The 17,743-nt window shown below is 60.4% G+C and carries 4 protein-coding genes; all 4 read right to left on the reverse strand.

Annotation, left to right across the window (positions count from 1 at the left end):
• Positions 1–17 precede the first annotated feature (17 nt).
• The 4 genes from BLLJ_RS09555 to BLLJ_RS09570 all read right to left on the reverse strand — a co-directional run bounded on the left by BLLJ_RS09555 (position 18) and on the right by BLLJ_RS09570 (position 17,730).
• On the reverse strand, positions 18–6,038 hold the full coding sequence (locus BLLJ_RS09555) for a LamG-like jellyroll fold domain-containing protein (RefSeq protein ID WP_226746657.1): 6,021 nt from the start codon (positions 6,036–6,038) through the stop codon (positions 18–20).
• An 870-nt stretch (positions 6,039–6,908) separates the two neighbouring features.
• Positions 6,909–10,649, reverse strand: a complete 3,741-nt coding sequence (locus BLLJ_RS09560) for a family 43 glycosylhydrolase (RefSeq protein ID WP_013583009.1) — start codon at positions 10,647–10,649, stop codon at positions 6,909–6,911.
• A gap of 243 nt (positions 10,650–10,892) precedes the next feature.
• Entirely contained in the window at positions 10,893–14,186 is a 3,294-nt protein-coding gene (locus BLLJ_RS09565; RefSeq protein WP_013583010.1) for an immunoglobulin-like domain-containing protein, read from the reverse strand.
• 346 nt (positions 14,187–14,532) lie between these two features.
• Positions 14,533–17,730, reverse strand: coding sequence for an alpha-L-arabinofuranosidase (locus BLLJ_RS09570; RefSeq protein ID WP_013583011.1), 3,198 nt, complete (start codon positions 17,728–17,730; stop codon positions 14,533–14,535).
• Positions 17,731–17,743: the final 13 nt, after the last annotated feature.

Genomic DNA, 17,743 nt, shown 5'->3' on the forward strand with positions numbered 1-17,743 from the left:
GGAGCATTTGGATCCGCTCAGGCGCGACGCTTGCGCCAGATAGTGAGAGAGATGCCGGCAACGGCGAGCACAACCACGGCACCACCAAGGCCGAGCACGGCGGCACCAGAGGACGGCAGACCGGAGTCTGCTCCCGTACCAGCGTTACCGTTATCGCTGCCTGCACCATCGCCGGAACCGTCGCCCGAACCGGGCTTACCGGGCTCGGTCTTGGCACTCACGGTCACCACGAACGACGTGGTGAGCTGATCGTTGGCCTTGAGCGTGACGGTGACGGTCTTGGTGCCCACAGCGGACATGTCCACGTCGCCGACCGTGTAGTCGGCGGCATCGAGCGTCTTCACCGTGCCGTCCGACATCGTCGCCTCGATCACAAGACCATCGGCGGAGAACTGCTCGCCCACCGTGTACTTGGTCTTTGTCGGCTCGCTCTTGACGCGGATGCCGGTGATGGACGGCTCAACCGGCGTATCGGGCTCGCCGACGGTCACCGTAATGGTCACCGTGCGGTTGGCCGGAGCAACCTCCTGATCCTTGGTCAGCGACATGTCGAGCATGCCGTTGGCGCGCACGTTCACGGCCTTGGCCCACGTATTGCGGTCCTGATCGAACAGGCCACCCGCTGCGGAACCGGAGTGAATTTCCGGGTAGGGGCGTGCGTGGTAGGCCATGACGATGTTGCCGGCCTCATCATGTGCAAGCGAGATGTGGCCGGGGCCGGCCTGCTTGCGCTCGTACGAGGCCTCATCCGCACCGTAGGCACCGGTGTAGGTGTCGTTGGTGTCGAACGACGGGAAGTCGGCCGTGGTCCAGCTCGACAGATCCTGCAGGTCGGCATTCTTGGCGGCACGCATCACGTTGGTGTTGTAATACTTATCCACCGTGGCACCCGCATAGGCAATGTAGACGTAGTCGCCATGTTCGAACATGAACGGTGCCTCTACGATTGCCTGATCAGAACCTTCAGAGTTGTCTCCGGGGGTAGGCGCATACTTGCCGTACTCGAACTGCTGGCTGGCCTGATAGATGTGCTCAAGGCTGCCATCCACCAGCGGAGTGACGCCATCGCCCATCTTTGCCTTGGCAAGGTACAGGCCTGCGCTCTTCGGGAAGAGCCAGTAGCCCTGGGCCTTGCCGTTCTCCTCGCGCTCGAAGTACGTCACGTCGAATGCGGCGCCTTCCAGCACGGTCGGCTCGCCCCAGTTTTCGGCCTCGAGGAATCCGCCATCCTTGATGGACCGCTCGTCGCCGGTGTACGGGATGAGGATGGTGTTGTTGCACCAGCCACCGTTCGTGGACGAGGCACCCCTGTGGAAGCCGGCCACAATCCACCACTTGCCGTTAATCTTGTGGAACTCCTGGGCCCAAATGAACGCGCTCCAACCGTAGAACGAGTTGGGGTACTGGTCTTCGTGGCCCGGAGTGCCGTTCTCCGGCTTGATGATGATGTGTTCCTCAGCATCCTTCAGACCGTTGATGGTCTTGGCGCGCTTGAGGCCGATGGAACGGTAGCTGTCCTTCTGGTTGTTGGTCGAATCAGTGGACTTTACCTCATAGGTGGAACCGGTGAGGTAGTAGTAGCCATCGTCTTCGTTGTAGAAGATGTCCGGATCGGCGCGAGCGTCGTTGTACATGGCCTCGGTGGTCTGCTGAACAGTGCCCTTGACCTCATACGTGCCGGCCTTTGAGGTGTCCACGGCGGCCAGATCATCGGCGTTCCAGTCGACGTTGAAGGTCTTCGTGGAGCCGTCGTTGTAGGTCATTGTGGCCTGCGTTCCGGAAACCGCTGCGGTGACGTCCTCGGCGGAAGCACCGTTCTCCACGGTTGCGCCGCCCAGAGCTTTAACGCCGGTGTTCTGCAGATCGACATAGTTCTTGTAGAACGCATCGAATTCAGAGGAGCTCACAGCGAATGCGCGGGTCTGGCCTTCGCCGGCCCATGCGGGCAGACCTTCGGTCACGTCGCCCACACCCATCGCAACCGCGTCGGCCTTGAGCGTCTCGCCGACCGTTGCCTTGGCAGTCAGGTCGGAGAGCGTGGCCATACGGCCTTCGCCGCTCAGGCCATCGGTCCAGAAGACCTTGTAGCCCTTGGAGGCGGCATCATAGACGATGCGCGGGTTGGTGACCATGGAGCTGTCGGTCACGGTGATGGCGCGCTCGTTGGTGAACGTGGCACCGTCGCCCTTGCCATCCCACACGTAAATCGCACCGGTGGCGTTGTTCTGCGAGGAAACCACACCAAGGGTACCGTCCTTCGCACGGAAGAAAGCGGGCGAGCCCATCTGCGCATTCGGCTTGGCAGACTGCGAGCCGTCCCACTTGACCGACAGAATCGACTGCGAACGGTTCAGGGTCTCCCATTTGCTGCCATCGGCGGCCTTGGCGGCCACGTACAGCGAGTCGGCGCGACGATCGTCGTTGTAGGCGAGCGGGTCGTACTTGGCACCGTTCTGGTCGGAGCGATCGACATCCTTGACGTAGGAAGCGATTTCGCCGCCGTTGTTGAGGATTTCGGATTCGGCGGTGATGGCCTTATCCACGCCGTCGATGGTGGCGGTGAGCTTGACCTTCACGGCCTTCTCGCCGGACTTCGGCTGCGTGACCTTGCCGTCTGCGGCTACGAGCTTCGCACCGTCGCCGGTCGCGGACCAAGTAACCGTCTTGCCCAGCACAGTGCTCGGCAGGTCGCCGGTGATTTGCGCCGGGATGGCGAGCGCGGCGGCGTAGTCGGTCTTCGCGCTTTCCACGCCAAGCTCGTCGTCGCTCAGGGCCTTGCCCCAGATCTTGAAGTTGTCGAGCAGACCGGAGAAGTACTCGCCGTTGCTCCAGTTGGCCTTGCCGATCTGCAGCACGCCGCCATCAGCACCGAGGATGTCGGCGAGCTTCTGGCCGTTGTTGTTCACGGCTACCAGCTTGGAGTCGATGTACAGCTTGGCGGTTGCGCCGGAAATCACGATATCGACGTGCTTCCAGTCGGCGTTCGTCTTGGTGTATGAGACGTTGCCGGAGGAATCGCGCTTGCCGTCGTTGTTGTTGTAGCGTTCGACGGTAATACCGGTGGTCTTGTCGAGCACGCCGACGTAGTGTTCCTTGCCGTACTCCTGCTTGGTGGCGTTGGAGGCGGCGAAGAAGGTCCAGCCAGTGTTGTTGGAGGCATCGGGCTTGACGTCGTAGCTGATGGTCACGTCGTTCTTGCCCTTGAGCAGAGCGTCGCCGTTCTTGGCGGTGACGTTGAGCCAGAAGTTCTTGCTGAGCTTCGCGGCCTTGCCGTCCTTGCCGTCGGCGAGCGTGGCGGTGCCCTGCGTGGTGCCCGTCGCGTTGCCGCCGTCAAAGGTCTTATCGCCATCATCGAACGTGAAGTCGGCAAGCAGATCCGGGTCGGTCGGCTCGGTTTCGCCGGTCACGGTCACCTTAGCGGTCACGGTGATGGCGGTGGAGCTGTATAGCGTGCGGTTCTTGTTGGCGGTTTCATTGTCCACAAAGCCACCGGTCTGCTTCCAGCTGTTGTTCGCGTTCGCACCGGAGTTGATGAGGTCGTCCTCGTCGGTCTTCGACTCGCCGGCGGCGTTCGTCCACTTCCAATGGTTCTCGTTGGCACCGATGGTGTCGACCGTGCCGGTGACGGTGTATTCGCCGGGCTTGGAGGTGTCGACGTTGGAAACGTCCCACGTCACGTCGCGCTTGGCAGTGCCGTAACCGTTGGCAAGAGTGACCTGCTGCGTCTTCGGCAGCTTGGCAGTGATGTCCGTATCGGCAGCACCCTTATCCACCGTCACATCCTCGGCCTTCAGGTCGGCGTTGTCGGAAGCCTTGGCGTCAGCCGCGCGGATCGCGTCGTACTGGGCCTTGGTGAGCGAGACCACGCCACCGTGCTTGGTGTTGGCGGTGAGGAAGTAATCGTCGGCCTTCAGGACGCTCCACGGATTCTCGGAATCGAGGTTGTCGGCTTCGAGTAGGTTGTAGCCGTAGCGGGCACCGGAGGCGACAGATCCATAGTTGTCGACGAACATGTACCACTTGTTTTCGCCGTTGACCTTGAAACCGTTGGCACCTTCCTGCGCGCTGCCGAGCGTGTGTCCGATGTTGGTCTGGCGCAACACCCAGCCCTTGGCCGGGTCGGTCGCGTACTGGCCCTGGTCGTTGGCACGCCACCAATCGGCACGATCGGTGTATTCCATGAAGATCACGCCGGAACCGGTGGTGCGGTATGTGCGGGAACCGTTCTGCAGCATCGTGGTGTCGATGGTGTTGCCACGGTTGTACTTGCTGTTAGGCACGAAGACGCCGCCAAACATGTAGGTCTCATTGGTGAAGTCCTTGGTGGCGGCCCACAGCACGTGAGTCACCTTCTTGCCGGGCTGACTGTTCTCGCCATCGTATTTGGCGGAGACAGACCAATACACAACGAATGCGCCGCCCTGCTGGTTCTTCGGGTTGTCCTTATCGGAACCGTTGAGCTGACCGTCGTCGTTGAGATCATAGAAGTTCGGCACCCACGTAGCCTCAGGAGCCCATGCCATGCCGATCTCGGAGATGGTCTTGCCGGTCACGGAATCGGTGAGCGTCTGGCTCTTGTTCGGATTGGCAGTGTACTTGTCGGCGGTGGCGGTCTCCAGTTCCGTCATGTCGTTGAAGTGAATGAGATCTTTGGACGACCACACATGCAACTTGGTGCTGTAACCTGTAGCCCACGTGCCCCAACCGGCATTATCGCTGCCGAACACACGCAAATCGGTGGCCAGCACGTAGTAGGTCTTCGACTCGGGGTTGTAGGCGATGAACGGATCGCGCACGCCGGTGGTGGATTCGTTGCTCACAAGAATCGGCTCGCCGCCGTTGAGCGTGTCCCACTGGGTGGCGTCATCACCGCGTGAGATGTCGAGGTAGACCTTTTCGGCGTAGCCCTTGTTGTTTTCGATGAAGTGGACCATCACGTAGCCGTAGGCGTCATCGGCCTTGACCTCGGTGACGGTGACCTTGAGCTCGGCGGTCTTGGCGGCGTCAGCTTCGGAAGCCGCTGTAATGGTGGCGGTGCCGGCCTTCACGCCGGTGACCTTGCCGTTGGTATCCACAGTAGCCACAGCCGGATTATTGGATTCCCATGTCACCGTAGGCTCAGCGCCTTCAGGGGTGACGGTTGCGGACAGGGATGCGGAGTTGCCTTCCTTGAGACTCAGCTTGCCGTCCTTCACATTGGAACCGGAGATCTCGATTGCAGTAGGCGATGCGATGCCGAGATCGGCCGCGGAAAGCGCGGAGCCATAAATCGTGAGATTGTCGAGCAAACCGGTGAAGTATTCACCGTTGCCCCAGTTGCCTTTGCCGATTTGCAGCACGCCACCTGAGCCGCCAAGAATGCTCTTGAGATCCTCGCCGTTCACGTTGCTCGCCACGAACTTCTTATCGACATAGAGCTTCGCGGTCTTGCCGGAGATGACGAGATCGACATGCTTCCAAGCATCCTTCGTACCGGTGTTCTTGTCGATGGTGGCGATGTCGGATGCGCGGCCGTTGAGATAGCGTTCCACGCGGGTCTTGTCGGTGCGGTCGAGCACACCGACGTAGGTGGGGGCGCTGCCGTTCACCGCACCGGCGGTCGGCGCGGCAAACACAGTCCACTGGCCACCGGTCGCAGCCGCCTTGCTGTCATAGCTGATCGTCACATCATCAAGACCGTTGAGCAGTGCACTGCCATCGGACTTGGTCACGTTCAGCCAGAAACCGCTGCCGAGCTGGGCGGCCTTGCCGTTGTCGTCATCTTTTCCGTTGACGAGATTCGCCGTGCCTTGCACGGTGGCCTTAGCGTCACCCTGAGCACTGGCGAATGCACCATCGTCCGGGTCGCTATTGAAATCGAAGCCGGCAATCGGGTCAGCCGTCGCTGTATTGGCCGCCGCCCTGACGTTCGCACTGGTCGTGGTCGTCTGCACCGCAGGCGTCGCGTCGTCGGCCACGGCGGTGATCGGCATGATCAACCCCGCGCCCAACGTCGACACCGCCGTCAGGCAGGCCGCCAATCGTGTAACTCTCCTCACTGAGTTTCCTTCCTTGGGTCCTTGCTTCTTTGCAATACTGTGATGGATCATCGTTGCGCCATCGCAATATTTGTTATCGAATTGTTATCGAGTGACACCCGGTCGCTCCTTTATCGACCGCTTCTCGCTCCTGCTTCCGCTTCGCCGGAGCCTCTTCGTTCGCCAGCGCGACCCACTTCCGCCCGAACGACGGCCACCGGAAATCCCTACGAACGACACCGTTCGTGAACAGGAGCACCGATGTGCAATCGCACAGGTTTCTGTAAGCACTCACAATTCTAATGTGAGCGTTCACCTAAATTTGAGCACGCTTTGAGCGACGACGCGAAAGCGGTAACGCACATGCTGATTCCTTGCCATACCTGAAATACCCGGCACCCCTCTTAAAACCGGTTTCATCTCCCCGAATGAACATTTACCCCTTCTCAGCACCCCACAACAAACAAAATCGCACATCATCTGTGTGCAATATTGGCTTGTTGAGCCGCGTGGCCTGCATGTCCGCGTTATCCAGTTCACGGGATCATGCTGGTAAATCCCGTGAACTGAAGACATGTGCAATCGCACACGCAAAAGATTGGAATCAAGCCGAACTCGATGGCCGGCCATGTGCATTTCTGTAAGTTTCTGGTTCACGGGATTTTCAGCCGAAATCCCGTGAACCAGAAACGGCTCCGTACCGAGCGTATTTCCGAGTTGTAGGGCACGCGCCCGGGTACTCGCCACTCCCAGAGCCGATCAACCACCCGAAAATGGCGGAATACCAACGGGCTCTCATCGGCCGCAACGGCCAATACTTCAGCCATTGCCCTACAACTCGGAAAATACACCTCCACACGGGCCGATTTCGCGATTGGAGGCTTACGCCGCTCAGGCCTGGCGCTTGCGCTGGAGGGTCAGGGCGATGCCGGCGGCAGCGAGCGCCACGGCCACGCCGCTGAGGCCGAGTACGGCGGCACCGGTCTTAGACAGACCGAGCTTGTTGCCCGTCTTATCACCAGTAGCACCAGCGTCAATGCTCGAGCCGTCGCCCGGCTTAGTCGAATCGCTCGAGCCATCGCCCGAATCGGAACCGTCGACCTTCACCAACGCGGCCTGCGCCTTGTTCAACGCGGCGGTTGCGTCGTCGACGTCCTTCTGCGAAGCGTTCTCGTCGGCATAAACCTTCTCGGCGGAGGCCAACGCTGCGGCGAACGCCTTCCACGAGGCGGCGGTGTAGTCGGACTCGCGCAGCTGCTTGGCGGACGCGAGCGCCTTGGACAAGTCGGTCTTGTCGACCGTAACCGTGTCGTCGACCACCTTCACTGTCACGGAAACGGTCTTGGAGGCCAGCTCCTCGGAAGAGCTCATGTCGAACACCGGCATACCGTCGGCAGCCCAGTGCACGCGGCGTACGAACATGTCGCGGCCGGTGGCATTCACGGAGCCGAGGTTCTTCGTGGCATAGGCGTGGAACACGTAGATCTGGTTGCCATCTTCGTCCTCGCTCCACATGCCGTGACCGGTGCCGAGCTGCATCTCACCGTTGAACGGACCGGACTTCTGAATCGGGTAGTTGAGCACCGTCCAACTGGCCGGGTCGGTCAGGTCAGTACCGGAGGCATCCGCTACGGCCAGCCCAGTGGTGTATGTCTTACCCACGCCGGAACCGGAGAACATGAGGTACAGCTTGCCGTCGCGCAGGGTCACGTTCGGACCTTCGGCTATGGCGGCGTTCCACGCATACTCCGGGGTGACGATGCGCACCGGGGAGCTGGTCACATGGGCCGGGTCCTTCGGATCCATCGTGGCGATGTAGGTGGCGCCGAGCTGCTGCCAGGCGTAGTAGGACCTGCCGTCGGCATCCTGGAAATAGGTCATGTCGAGCGACATGCCCACTCCGCCGGACGCTGTGGCTGCGAGCTGCTTGTTACCGTTGAGCAGCGAGGCGTCATTGCGGTAGATCGGTGTCGGCACAGTCCAGTTATCGGGGTCGGCCGGGTCGAGGTCGTGACCGTCGGCATCCTGCTTGAGCTGCATGTACACCGACTTGCCGTTGGACCATGTGTTGCCGTATCCGGCCATGAACAGAATCGTGAGCCTACCATCAATCTCATGAATTTCTGGAGCCCAGAAGCTGTGCATGATGGCATTACCCTCGGAGTCCTTGTCGCCAGCCTTGAGCAGCGACACCTCCTTGTTGTTGTAGCCGTTCGACTGAATCAGGGCATTCGGGTTGCCCGGCTCGTCGGCGAGACCGGAAATCGTGTCGGCCATGCGGAACGGCATGTGGGGCGAACCATGCTGCCAAGTGACGTCACCTTGGATGTCATTGGAAGCGATCATCAGGAACTTGGTTTCGGTGACTTCCTTGCCGTCGGCCTCATGCGTCCACTGCCACTTATACACCGATGGATCGGCGCGGTCCTCAGCGAACGGAATCTGGTATTCGGTCTGCTTGACGGTGCCGGTGACAGTGTAATCACCCACCTTCGTCAGATCTATGCCCTCAGTGTTCCATGAGGAAATCGGCAGGGAGCCGGTAGAACCGTCGGAGTAAGTGAGGTCCACGTTCTTCGGCAGTTGCGCGGTCACCTCATCGATTGAGGCGCCCTTCTTGACGGTGATGTCAGTGAGATTGCTCGTGCCGGTGTTCTCAGAGCGGCCGTAACGGGTGTTGAGCGCCTTCACCGTGGCCTCGTCCACCGCGATGGTGGCACCGGAGCGGAAGTTCGCGATGCCCTGTACACCGTCGGCGGCGAGTACGCCGGACTTGGCGACGGAACCGTACAGTACGCTGCCGTGCTTGGATGTGGAGCCCTTGAGCGAATCGAACGTGGTGTACTTGGCCACGCCGTTGTCATCGGCCCAGCCGACAACATACTGCTTGCTGGCGGTGTCGTACACGGCGTACGGAGCGTTGACGCCGTTGGTCTCGCCAAGGTCGACGATGGAACCGGAGTTCTCCTGTTCGCTATAGGTGAGCAGGTCTTCGGAGGTGGCGATGAGCACGCTGGACTTCGCGGTGGAGTCACCGGTGGCGGTGCCGCGGTTGGTACGCACGGAAATCACGCCATAGGTGCCGTCGGCCATGCGGAACAGGCTCGGATCCTTGAGACTGCGATAGTCATTGCCGTCGAGGTTCTCGTTGAGCTTCTGCGCCTTCGGCGAGCGTGCGAAGAAAATGCCGTAATTCTCGTTGTACGGGGTGTACGAGCCGTCGGCGTTCTGCAGCGCGAGGTGCATGCTGTAGGCGACGTCGCCGTTGTTGGCCTCATTCTCGCCGGTGGCGTTGCGATCGTAGGCGGCGATGGTCGCGGACTTCGCGGCGGGCAGCACCTTTACGGTGAAGGCCTTGGTAATGGGCTCGATGCCGGCGAGACCGTTCTTGGAGAACTCGACGGTGATGGTACCGGTCGTGGCCTCGTCGCCATCGATGGTGATCTTGCCATCCTCGACGGCTACGTCCTTAGTGGACGTAACCGTGACGGTAGTGCCATTCACAGCCGCCGGGAGGGCGTCTCCGGAACGCACGACGGACGGGATCACGTAGCCGGCCGCGACTTCCTTGAGCTGTTCAGCGGCAGTTTTCGTGGTCGGGTTGACCGTGACCGTGAATTCCTTCGTAGCGGTCTGGCCACGGACCGTGACGGCGGCGGTCAGCGTGACAGTCTTGGCTGCCTCGCCCTTGGCGGGCTGGTTGACCGTGCCGTCAGTCGCGATGACGCTGCTATCGGAGGACGCCCACGTCACGCCGTTCGCAGTGGGCAGCGAAATGAACGGATCGTCGACCGTCGTGGGGATGATGATGCCGTTCAGCACGGAACCGGTGAGTTCACCGGCATGAATTGAGGCATCGGCAGTGCTGATCGCGGCGACCTGATCGGCGGTGAGCGCGGCATCGTATACGCGGAAGTTCGAGACCGCGCCCTTGAACAGGTTGTCGGGCCACGGCGAACGGCCGATGGTGTTGAGCGACTGGTCCTTGACGCTGGACAGTTTGGCCGGCACGGTGCCGGATGCCACCTGCGTGCCGTCGATGTACAGTTTCGCGGCGGTGCCATCAATGGTGGCGGTCACCGACAACCATTGGTCGGCCTTGGCCACGCAGGAGCTGGACTGCACGAGCGTCTCCGTACCGCCCGATTTCAGGCCGACGAGCGGGTTACGCGAACTGCCGCAGTTGAGCGTGGCGAAGAAATACTCCGTATCGGAGCTGTCGTTACCGATGTTCCACAGGAAATGGAAAGCATTGAGCATGCTGGAATCCGCTTTGACCTCCAACTGCACCGTGGCGGCGTCCTTGCCGGACAGCAGATTCGAGGGCAGCTTGACCCAGTCGCCGGTGCCGGTCTTGGCACCGCCGGAAAGGGTGAGGGCATCATCGGCCCAAAGCGAGTCGGCGGAGTTCTGTACTTCGGCCGCGCCAAGCGTAGCGTTCGGCGCACTGTTGGCCACGGTCTTGCCGTCACTTGGCTTCGTGGTGAAGTCGTAGGCGGCGATGAGATTATTGGTCGGAACGGTATCGGCCGCGACCGCCGTGGTCGCGCCGATTCCCATGCCGGCGAGCGCCATCGGCACTGCCAGCATCGCGCCGAGCAGGCGTTTGCCTATCGATGGTTTGGTTGTCATTGGTTTCCTCTTTCCGCGCGGTGATACTGCTTGTCGCGCAACAGATCTAGATGTTGAGTGGTGAAGTTCGGTAATGGCTATTGGAGCTATGGGGCTATAGAGCCTATGCGTCCGACAGCGTCGTCGGACGAACGTGCGATACGCCCCTCTGATGGGGCCGCGCCATGAAGCAAACAATCCAGTAGGCTGCTTGCTTCACAGCTCGACTCATCCAGAAGGGGCTTGGTCTACGCTGCAAACAGTTCAGGCGCGGCGCTTGCGGAAGGCGTAGGCGGCGCCGGCGGCGGCGAGCAGTATGACCGCGGTGATACCCACACCGAACACCGAGGCGCCGGTGTTGGACAGAGCGCTGCCCGGCTTGGCGGCGGGCTTTTGCGTGCCGTCATCCTTGCCATCGGTCTTGCCGGAATCGCCGGACTTCTTGACCAGCTTGTCGACGGCGGACTGGAGCCGAGACAGCGCCTTGTCCACTTCCTGCTGGTCGGTGGAGCTCTGCAACACCTGCTTCGCGTCGGCGAGCGCGGCGGCGAAAGCATCCCAACCAGACTGGTAATCAGCCTTGTTATAGCCCTTCACCTTATCGACAAGCGCCTGCAACTTGGACTTGTCCAGCGTGGAGCCGGGCTCGCCGGCCTTGATGGTGAACGTTGCCGAAGCAGTACCGGAGTACTTGCCAGCGCCGGTTACGGTCACTGTGGCGGTGCCGGGTTCGATGTTGTTCGTGTAGGCCACCGTGTAGTCGGCGCCTTCCTTGAGCGTCGCGCCATCGAGCGTAACGGTCACGGCCGGTTCCTTGGCAGCACCGTCTGCGGTGAACTCGTTGGGTTCGGCCGTGACGACCGCCCCGGAGATGTCAGTGCCAGTCACGGTGACGGTCGCCTCGACCGGCATACGGGAATCGTCCTGGGCGACGCCCTTGACGGTGAAAGTGCCGGTCTTGGCATAGGAAGCTGCGTCAATGGCATCCCACTCAACTGCAACGTCAGAAACGGAACCGTCCGCATGAGTCAGATGCGCGGTTTCCGGCAGCGTCGGCGCCACACCAACCGTCGTCTCGGCAGACAGCGCGTCAACGGACTTCACAGCCACAGCCGGAGCGTACGCCTCCAGCACCTTCTGATACTGGGCGCGGGTCACGGGCAGCACAGTGCCGTGGCGCGGCTTGCCGCCATCGGAATTGGTCGGGAAGTTCACCTCAGGCATCTTATTGCCGATAACGGTCCACTGACCGCTGGCGATATCCTCAGTCGCCATCGGCACATAGTGGTTTGGACCTTGATGATAGCTCGGCTGGTCGGCGAACAGGTAGTACTGGTAGCCGTTCACGTCGCCATCGTTGGCCTTGAATAGCGATGGACCTTCGCCGGAAGTGAAGGTTTTACCGTAACCGTTAGCCTGGCCTTTACCGATGTTCGTGGCAACTTCGCTCCATGCACTACCCTTAAGCGCATCGGCGTAGTTCTTCACGCCGGCACCACCAATTGCGGCAGTCAAATCTGTGGACTTCTCCTGACGCAAAGACATCGTGTTTTCATCTTTGTAGATGCGGTAGTAGGTATCCCCTACCTTTTGCACGGTCACATCGATGGATCCACTGCCTGCACCACCTCGGCGATCAACGTCAATCCACACTGTCGGGTCGGAGAAGTTGACGAAGTCATCGGTGGTGACGTACACCATGCGGTTGTAGGTCAGCTGCTTGCGGCTGTTCTCGTCGGTGTTGTCGTACAGGTTCGAGGCCCAATAGACCACGTACTTGCCGATTTCCTCGTCGTAGTAGGCCTCAGGCGCCCAAGTGTTGCCTGCGTAATCAGAGCTCACCTTGACGTGGCTTTGCTTGGACCAGTTGACCAGATCGTCGGACTTCCAAATCTCAATGTACTTGGAACCGTTAGCCTGTGCACCAGCAAAGCCATTCAGCCCGTTGAGGGGAGCACGACCGTCAATCTTCAGATCGGTAGCAAGCATGTAGAACTTGTCACCATCCTTGGACTTCATGATGAACGGATCGCGCAAACCCTTCTCGCCAAACTCGGAAGTGAACAGCGGAGTGCCATTGTTCAGCGTGTTCCAGTCGAGCGCATCGTTGCCCTTGGAAGCCGCGAGGCTGATTTTCTCGCCGCCCACGCCCTCGCCGGTGAAGAACGCCCACACGTAGGCCTCGTCCTTCTCTTCGGCGGCAGGCATCGGCTGAATGGTGACGGTGAAGGTCTTCGTTTCGGTGGCGGTACCGTACTTGGCAATGGCTTTGAGCGTCACAGTGACGGCATCGCTACCGGCGGCAGGGCGCTTAACAGTGACCGTTCGAGATTTGTCGTTCACGCCTTCGCCTAGTGTGGCGATATCCTTGCCACCGGTCACTTCCCACGAGATGGTCGAACCATTGTTGCCCTTGGTGGGCACGGAGAAGTTGCTACGGATGTCGTCGGAGTCCTCGATGGTGACGACGTCAAGGTCGGCCTTGGCTTGCTCGGCATCGGAGAGCTGCTTCGGCACGAGGACCGTGTAGTCGGCGGTTTTGGCGTTGTTGCCAAACGTGGCGGTGAGGATCACCTCGGCATCAGCTGCGGTTGCGGCCGGACGAGTGACTGTGGCCTTGCCGGTAGCGTTGTCAACGGCGATGGCTGCGTTGTCCGACTTCCACGCGATGCTCACGCCAGCGGCGCTGGTCGGCAGCGCGAAGTCCTCGGTAGCGGATGCGGGCACAGCGGCCTTGACAGCGGCCTCGGCCTTGTCGAGCACCTGAGCGTCATACAGCTTGGTCACGTCTGCGGCGCTGATGGCAGTGTCGTATACGGCGTAATCGTCCACGTCGAGCTTGGAGTTCGGGTCAGCGTAGGAGGACTTGCCAATGTAGGCGACGAGGCCGCCGTAATTGGTCAGGCCACCGGCCGGAATGGTGTAGGTGGCGTCTCCAACCTGCTTGCCGTTGAGGTAGAAGCTCATGGTGCTGTTGGTGCCGCTGATGACGGTGGTGTACAGAGCCAAATCGCTGGTGGCCTTGGTGCCGGTGGTGGCGGCGTTCGTCGATCCAGGGCCGACTTCGGTGCCCCACGGGCTGTTATTCGGGTCGGCCGCAGTGGCATTGGTCATTACGGATTTCGCGTAGCCACTCGGGTTGGCCGGGTTGAGCAGCCAGTAGCCGTTGGCCGGATAATTGCCGGTCTTGGCCGCGCCGATGTACGCGGCGGCGGTATTGCCGTTGCCGTAATTGTTCTTGAGCCAGATGGAGACGGTAACGTCCTTCTTACCGGCGATGGCCGTGGTCGGCACGCTAATGGTTTGCGAGCCGGTCAGGTTGATCTGGCCATTGGCCACCGTGGCGTCGCCGGATAGGGTGGCATCGCTGTTGGCCGCGCTGCCCTCGTTGGCGATGGTCTTGGACGTCAGTGCGTTATCGAATGAATAGTGGATGATCGGACTGGCATCGATTGGCGATGCGCTCTCGGCACTGGCCGTCATCGGCAGCACCAGACCAGCGAGCAGTGTTGCCACGCCGACCGTGAGTCCGGTTGCCTTTCGTATCAGCTTTCCCATGTTTCTCCTCATTGATAGGGTTGATTGTGGTTGCGCCTTCAGTTATGGAGCGAAGTTTTGTGGCCGCCCTCTGATGAGCTGAGCCGTGAAGAAAACGCCAGAGTCGTTTTTAGGCGAAGGCGAACGACAGTGAGCAAATATGAAGCCAGCTGAAAGCTGGTCCTTAATTGCGTTCGAGGTGGCCGCCGTTAGGCAGTCGGGGGAGAGACCTGCGGCGGCAGCCGCGGGATACAGAATCGGCCGAAGGCCATGCCGTTCTTTCGGTGGCTTCGCCGCGGTCTCTCCCCCAGTCAGCCTTCGGCTGACAGCCCCCCTCGTCAGAGGGGGGCTTGGTTGCCGTAGCAGCTCAGGCGCGACGCTTGCGCCAGAGGGTTAGGGAGATGCCGGCGATGGCGAGTGCTACCACGGCACCACCCAGGCCGAGCACGGCCGTACCGGTATTGCTCAGCGCGCTGCCGGGCTTGTTGACGTTGGTCTTGTCGCCGGTGGTCGGGGTAGTCGGCTTATTGCCGTCGCCCTTATCTCCGTCACCTTCGCCCGGATTGGTCGGAGCCTTCTGCAGGGCTTCGATTGCGGTCTTAAGGTCGGCTGCGGCGGTATCGACCTCGCCCTGATTCTCAGCGGCGAGCGCGGCCTTGGCAGTCTTCAGCGCGGCGGCAAGCTTGGCCCAGGAATCGGCCGTGTAGTCGGATTCCTTGAGCGCTTCGGCGGCGGCGATCTGCTTGTTGAGCTCAGCCAAATCGACCTTGCCCTGTTCAATGCCGTCAACCGTAGTATCGGATGGATTGACCAAACCATCGGTGTAGCCGTCGTAAGCAACCGCAACAGTGCCAGAGACGCTGGCCGGGAGGGTCACAGTGGCCTTGCCTTCGGCGTCGAGCTTCACGGTCTTGGACCAGTCGCCAGCAGAGAACTTCACCGAACCGGCGAGCGTGCCCTTATCGGCGGAGGTCACCGTGGCGGTGAGCTCGCGGGTGCCGGCGTTGTACACGGCCTTGGTGGTGGAGTCAACAGCCTCGATGTGCGTCGGGTTGGCAGCGGTCCAGGACTTCGTCACCTTGAGCACAGACTCAGGCACGTTCACGAACGCACCGTGACGCACCTTGTCCGGCAGACCGCCGTTAGCACCCTGAGTGATGTAGCCCTGAGCGCCCGGCTCGGCTTTGACCGGCTTCTTTTCGTTGTTGAAGTCCGGGTAACGCTTGGTCATCGGGTTGTCCCACGTGGTCTTGGAAAGCTCGGCACCCGTGGTCATAAATGCACGGTAGGCGAAGTTGTCGGACAGCAGAATGTAGCCGTCGTCGTCCTTCGTGTTGAGTTCGTCATCCTTGTTGAGCTTGATGGTCTCTGGTCCTTCGAACGGCAGCAACGCCTGCTCGAGCAGCTGCCAACCGGTGTTCGGGTCCTGACCCGGAGATGCCTCGGTGGTCGGTGCAGTCAGCACCTTGGAACGCTCAAGGAAGATGCTCTTACCAGTGGTGATGTAATCGCCAGCGGCACCGCCCTGCTCATTCTTGGTGAATCGGTAGTAGTAGCCACCGATCTTACGCACGGTGGAATCAATGCGCGAGTAGCCGGTGTCCTGCCACATCTGCGGCTCGGTGAAGTTCACGAAGTCGCGGGTGATGGCGTAACGCACCTGAGCATAGGAGCTATTGCCGGTTTTGTCGTTCTTGACCGGAGTGGTACGGGTGTCATCAGTGAACATGCGGGAAGAGAAGAACACCACGTAAGCGTTCAGGTCATCATCCCAGTAAGCTTCCGGCGCCCAGGTCATACCGGCGTTCGGCGTGTTGATGGTGATGCCGCCGTTGCCGTCGCCGTTGGTACGGGTCCAGTTCATCATATCGGTGGACTCGTAGACCTCAACTTTCCGAGAACCGTTAACCTGGTTCTGGCTCCAGCCCATTGACGAGACCTTGAGATCAGTGGCAATCAGGTAGTACTTGTCGCCTTCGTGGGAACGCAGCACGAACATGTCACGCAAGCCACCCGTGTCTGCATCATTGGTAAGTACCGCCTGGCCATTGTTGCGAGTCTTAAACGTGAAGAAATCGTTCTTCTCAGTGGAAGCCACCCAGGCCTTTTCTCCACCGTTGCTGTCGCTCTCAAAAGTGACGGCCGCATAGCCGGTGTCAGGCGCGATGCGGGTCTTCTCCTTGACAGTGACCTCGATGGTCTTGGTGACCTTCTCACCGCCGTTGTAGGAAGCGGTGGCGGTCAGCGTAACCGGCTTGGAATCACCGTCGCCGTAGGCCGGACGATTGATGATGCCAGCACCACGATACGGGTCATCGGCACCAGTGGTCCTGTTTTCGTACTTCTCGTTAGTGGACGTAATGAGCTTCTCGTCCGAGGACTTCCACGTAATCGCCGAGCCGTTCTTGGTGCCCTTGGCGACTAGCGGCAGATTCTCGGCCGCCGGAACTTTCAGCGCAGCAATCGCGGCATCGAGGTCGGCTGCGGCGGCGTTCTGGGCGTTCATCGGCTCAACGGTGACGGGCAGTTCGGCCTTCACACCACCCAGCTCAGTGGTGGCGGTGATGGTGGCAGTACCAGCCTTGACGCCGGTTACAGTACCGTCTGCGGCGACCTTGGCCACGGACTCATCGGAGGAGGACCAGGTGACGTTCTTGCTCACGGCGTCGTCCGGAGTGACGGTGGCGGTGAGCTTGGTGGAGTCCTTCTCAATCAGGGTGAGCTTGTTGTTCACCACACCGGTACCGGAAATCGCAACGGCGGTCGGCATGGTCAGGTCAGCGCCCCTGTAGACCTTGATATCATCCATTGCACCATTCCAGTACTCATCGACGGAGTAGAACGACTTGCCGATGTAGGCGGTGGTCGCACCGAGATCGCTCATCTTGATGCCGGTGTTGGCCTTGAAAATGATCAGGGCATTGTTGCGGAACACGGCAAGGTTGGTGCCGTCCACGACAATCTTGTAATCGGCCCAGCTGTTGTCGTTGCCGGAAACGGTGACCTTGGATCCCTGTTCGTTACCCCAGTTGTTGTTGGAGATAACGCCCTTGATGGCGGTCTTGCTGTTGTAGAACATCAGGTACTTGTTGGCGTTGGCCTGATCGGTGGTGTTGGCGTCGTTCGAGCCGTCCTTGCCGACGATGAACGAGAAGAACTTGCCGCTGTCGTCGTGACGAGTCTTGGACGCGAACTCCAGAGTGAAGGAGTCGCCGGCGTCCTTGAACAGCTGGTCATCGATCTGGGCGTACTGGCCATCGCCGCGCAGTGAGAGCGCCTCGTTGTTGCTGCGGTCACCGTACTGTTCGATCTTGGCACCGTCCTTCAGCGTCAGGTTGTACTTGCCGGTCGAATCGGCAATCGCGCTGTTCGTGGTGCCGTTTTTGCCCGTGAAGTCCCAGCTGGCGAGCAGCGTCGGTTCAGCAGCCTTAGTAGTCTGCACTGTCGCGGTATCGGTTGTCTGTGGTTGGGAATCTTCCGATTCCATGGCATACGTCGTCGGAACTACTGCCACCATCGTTGATATTGCAATCAACGATGCTGCCATCTTCTTCCAATGCTTCACCGCATCTCTCCTT

It is taken from the genome of Bifidobacterium longum subsp. longum JCM 1217, from assembly GCF_000196555.1.
Classification (GTDB): domain Bacteria; phylum Actinomycetota; class Actinomycetes; order Actinomycetales; family Bifidobacteriaceae; genus Bifidobacterium; species Bifidobacterium longum.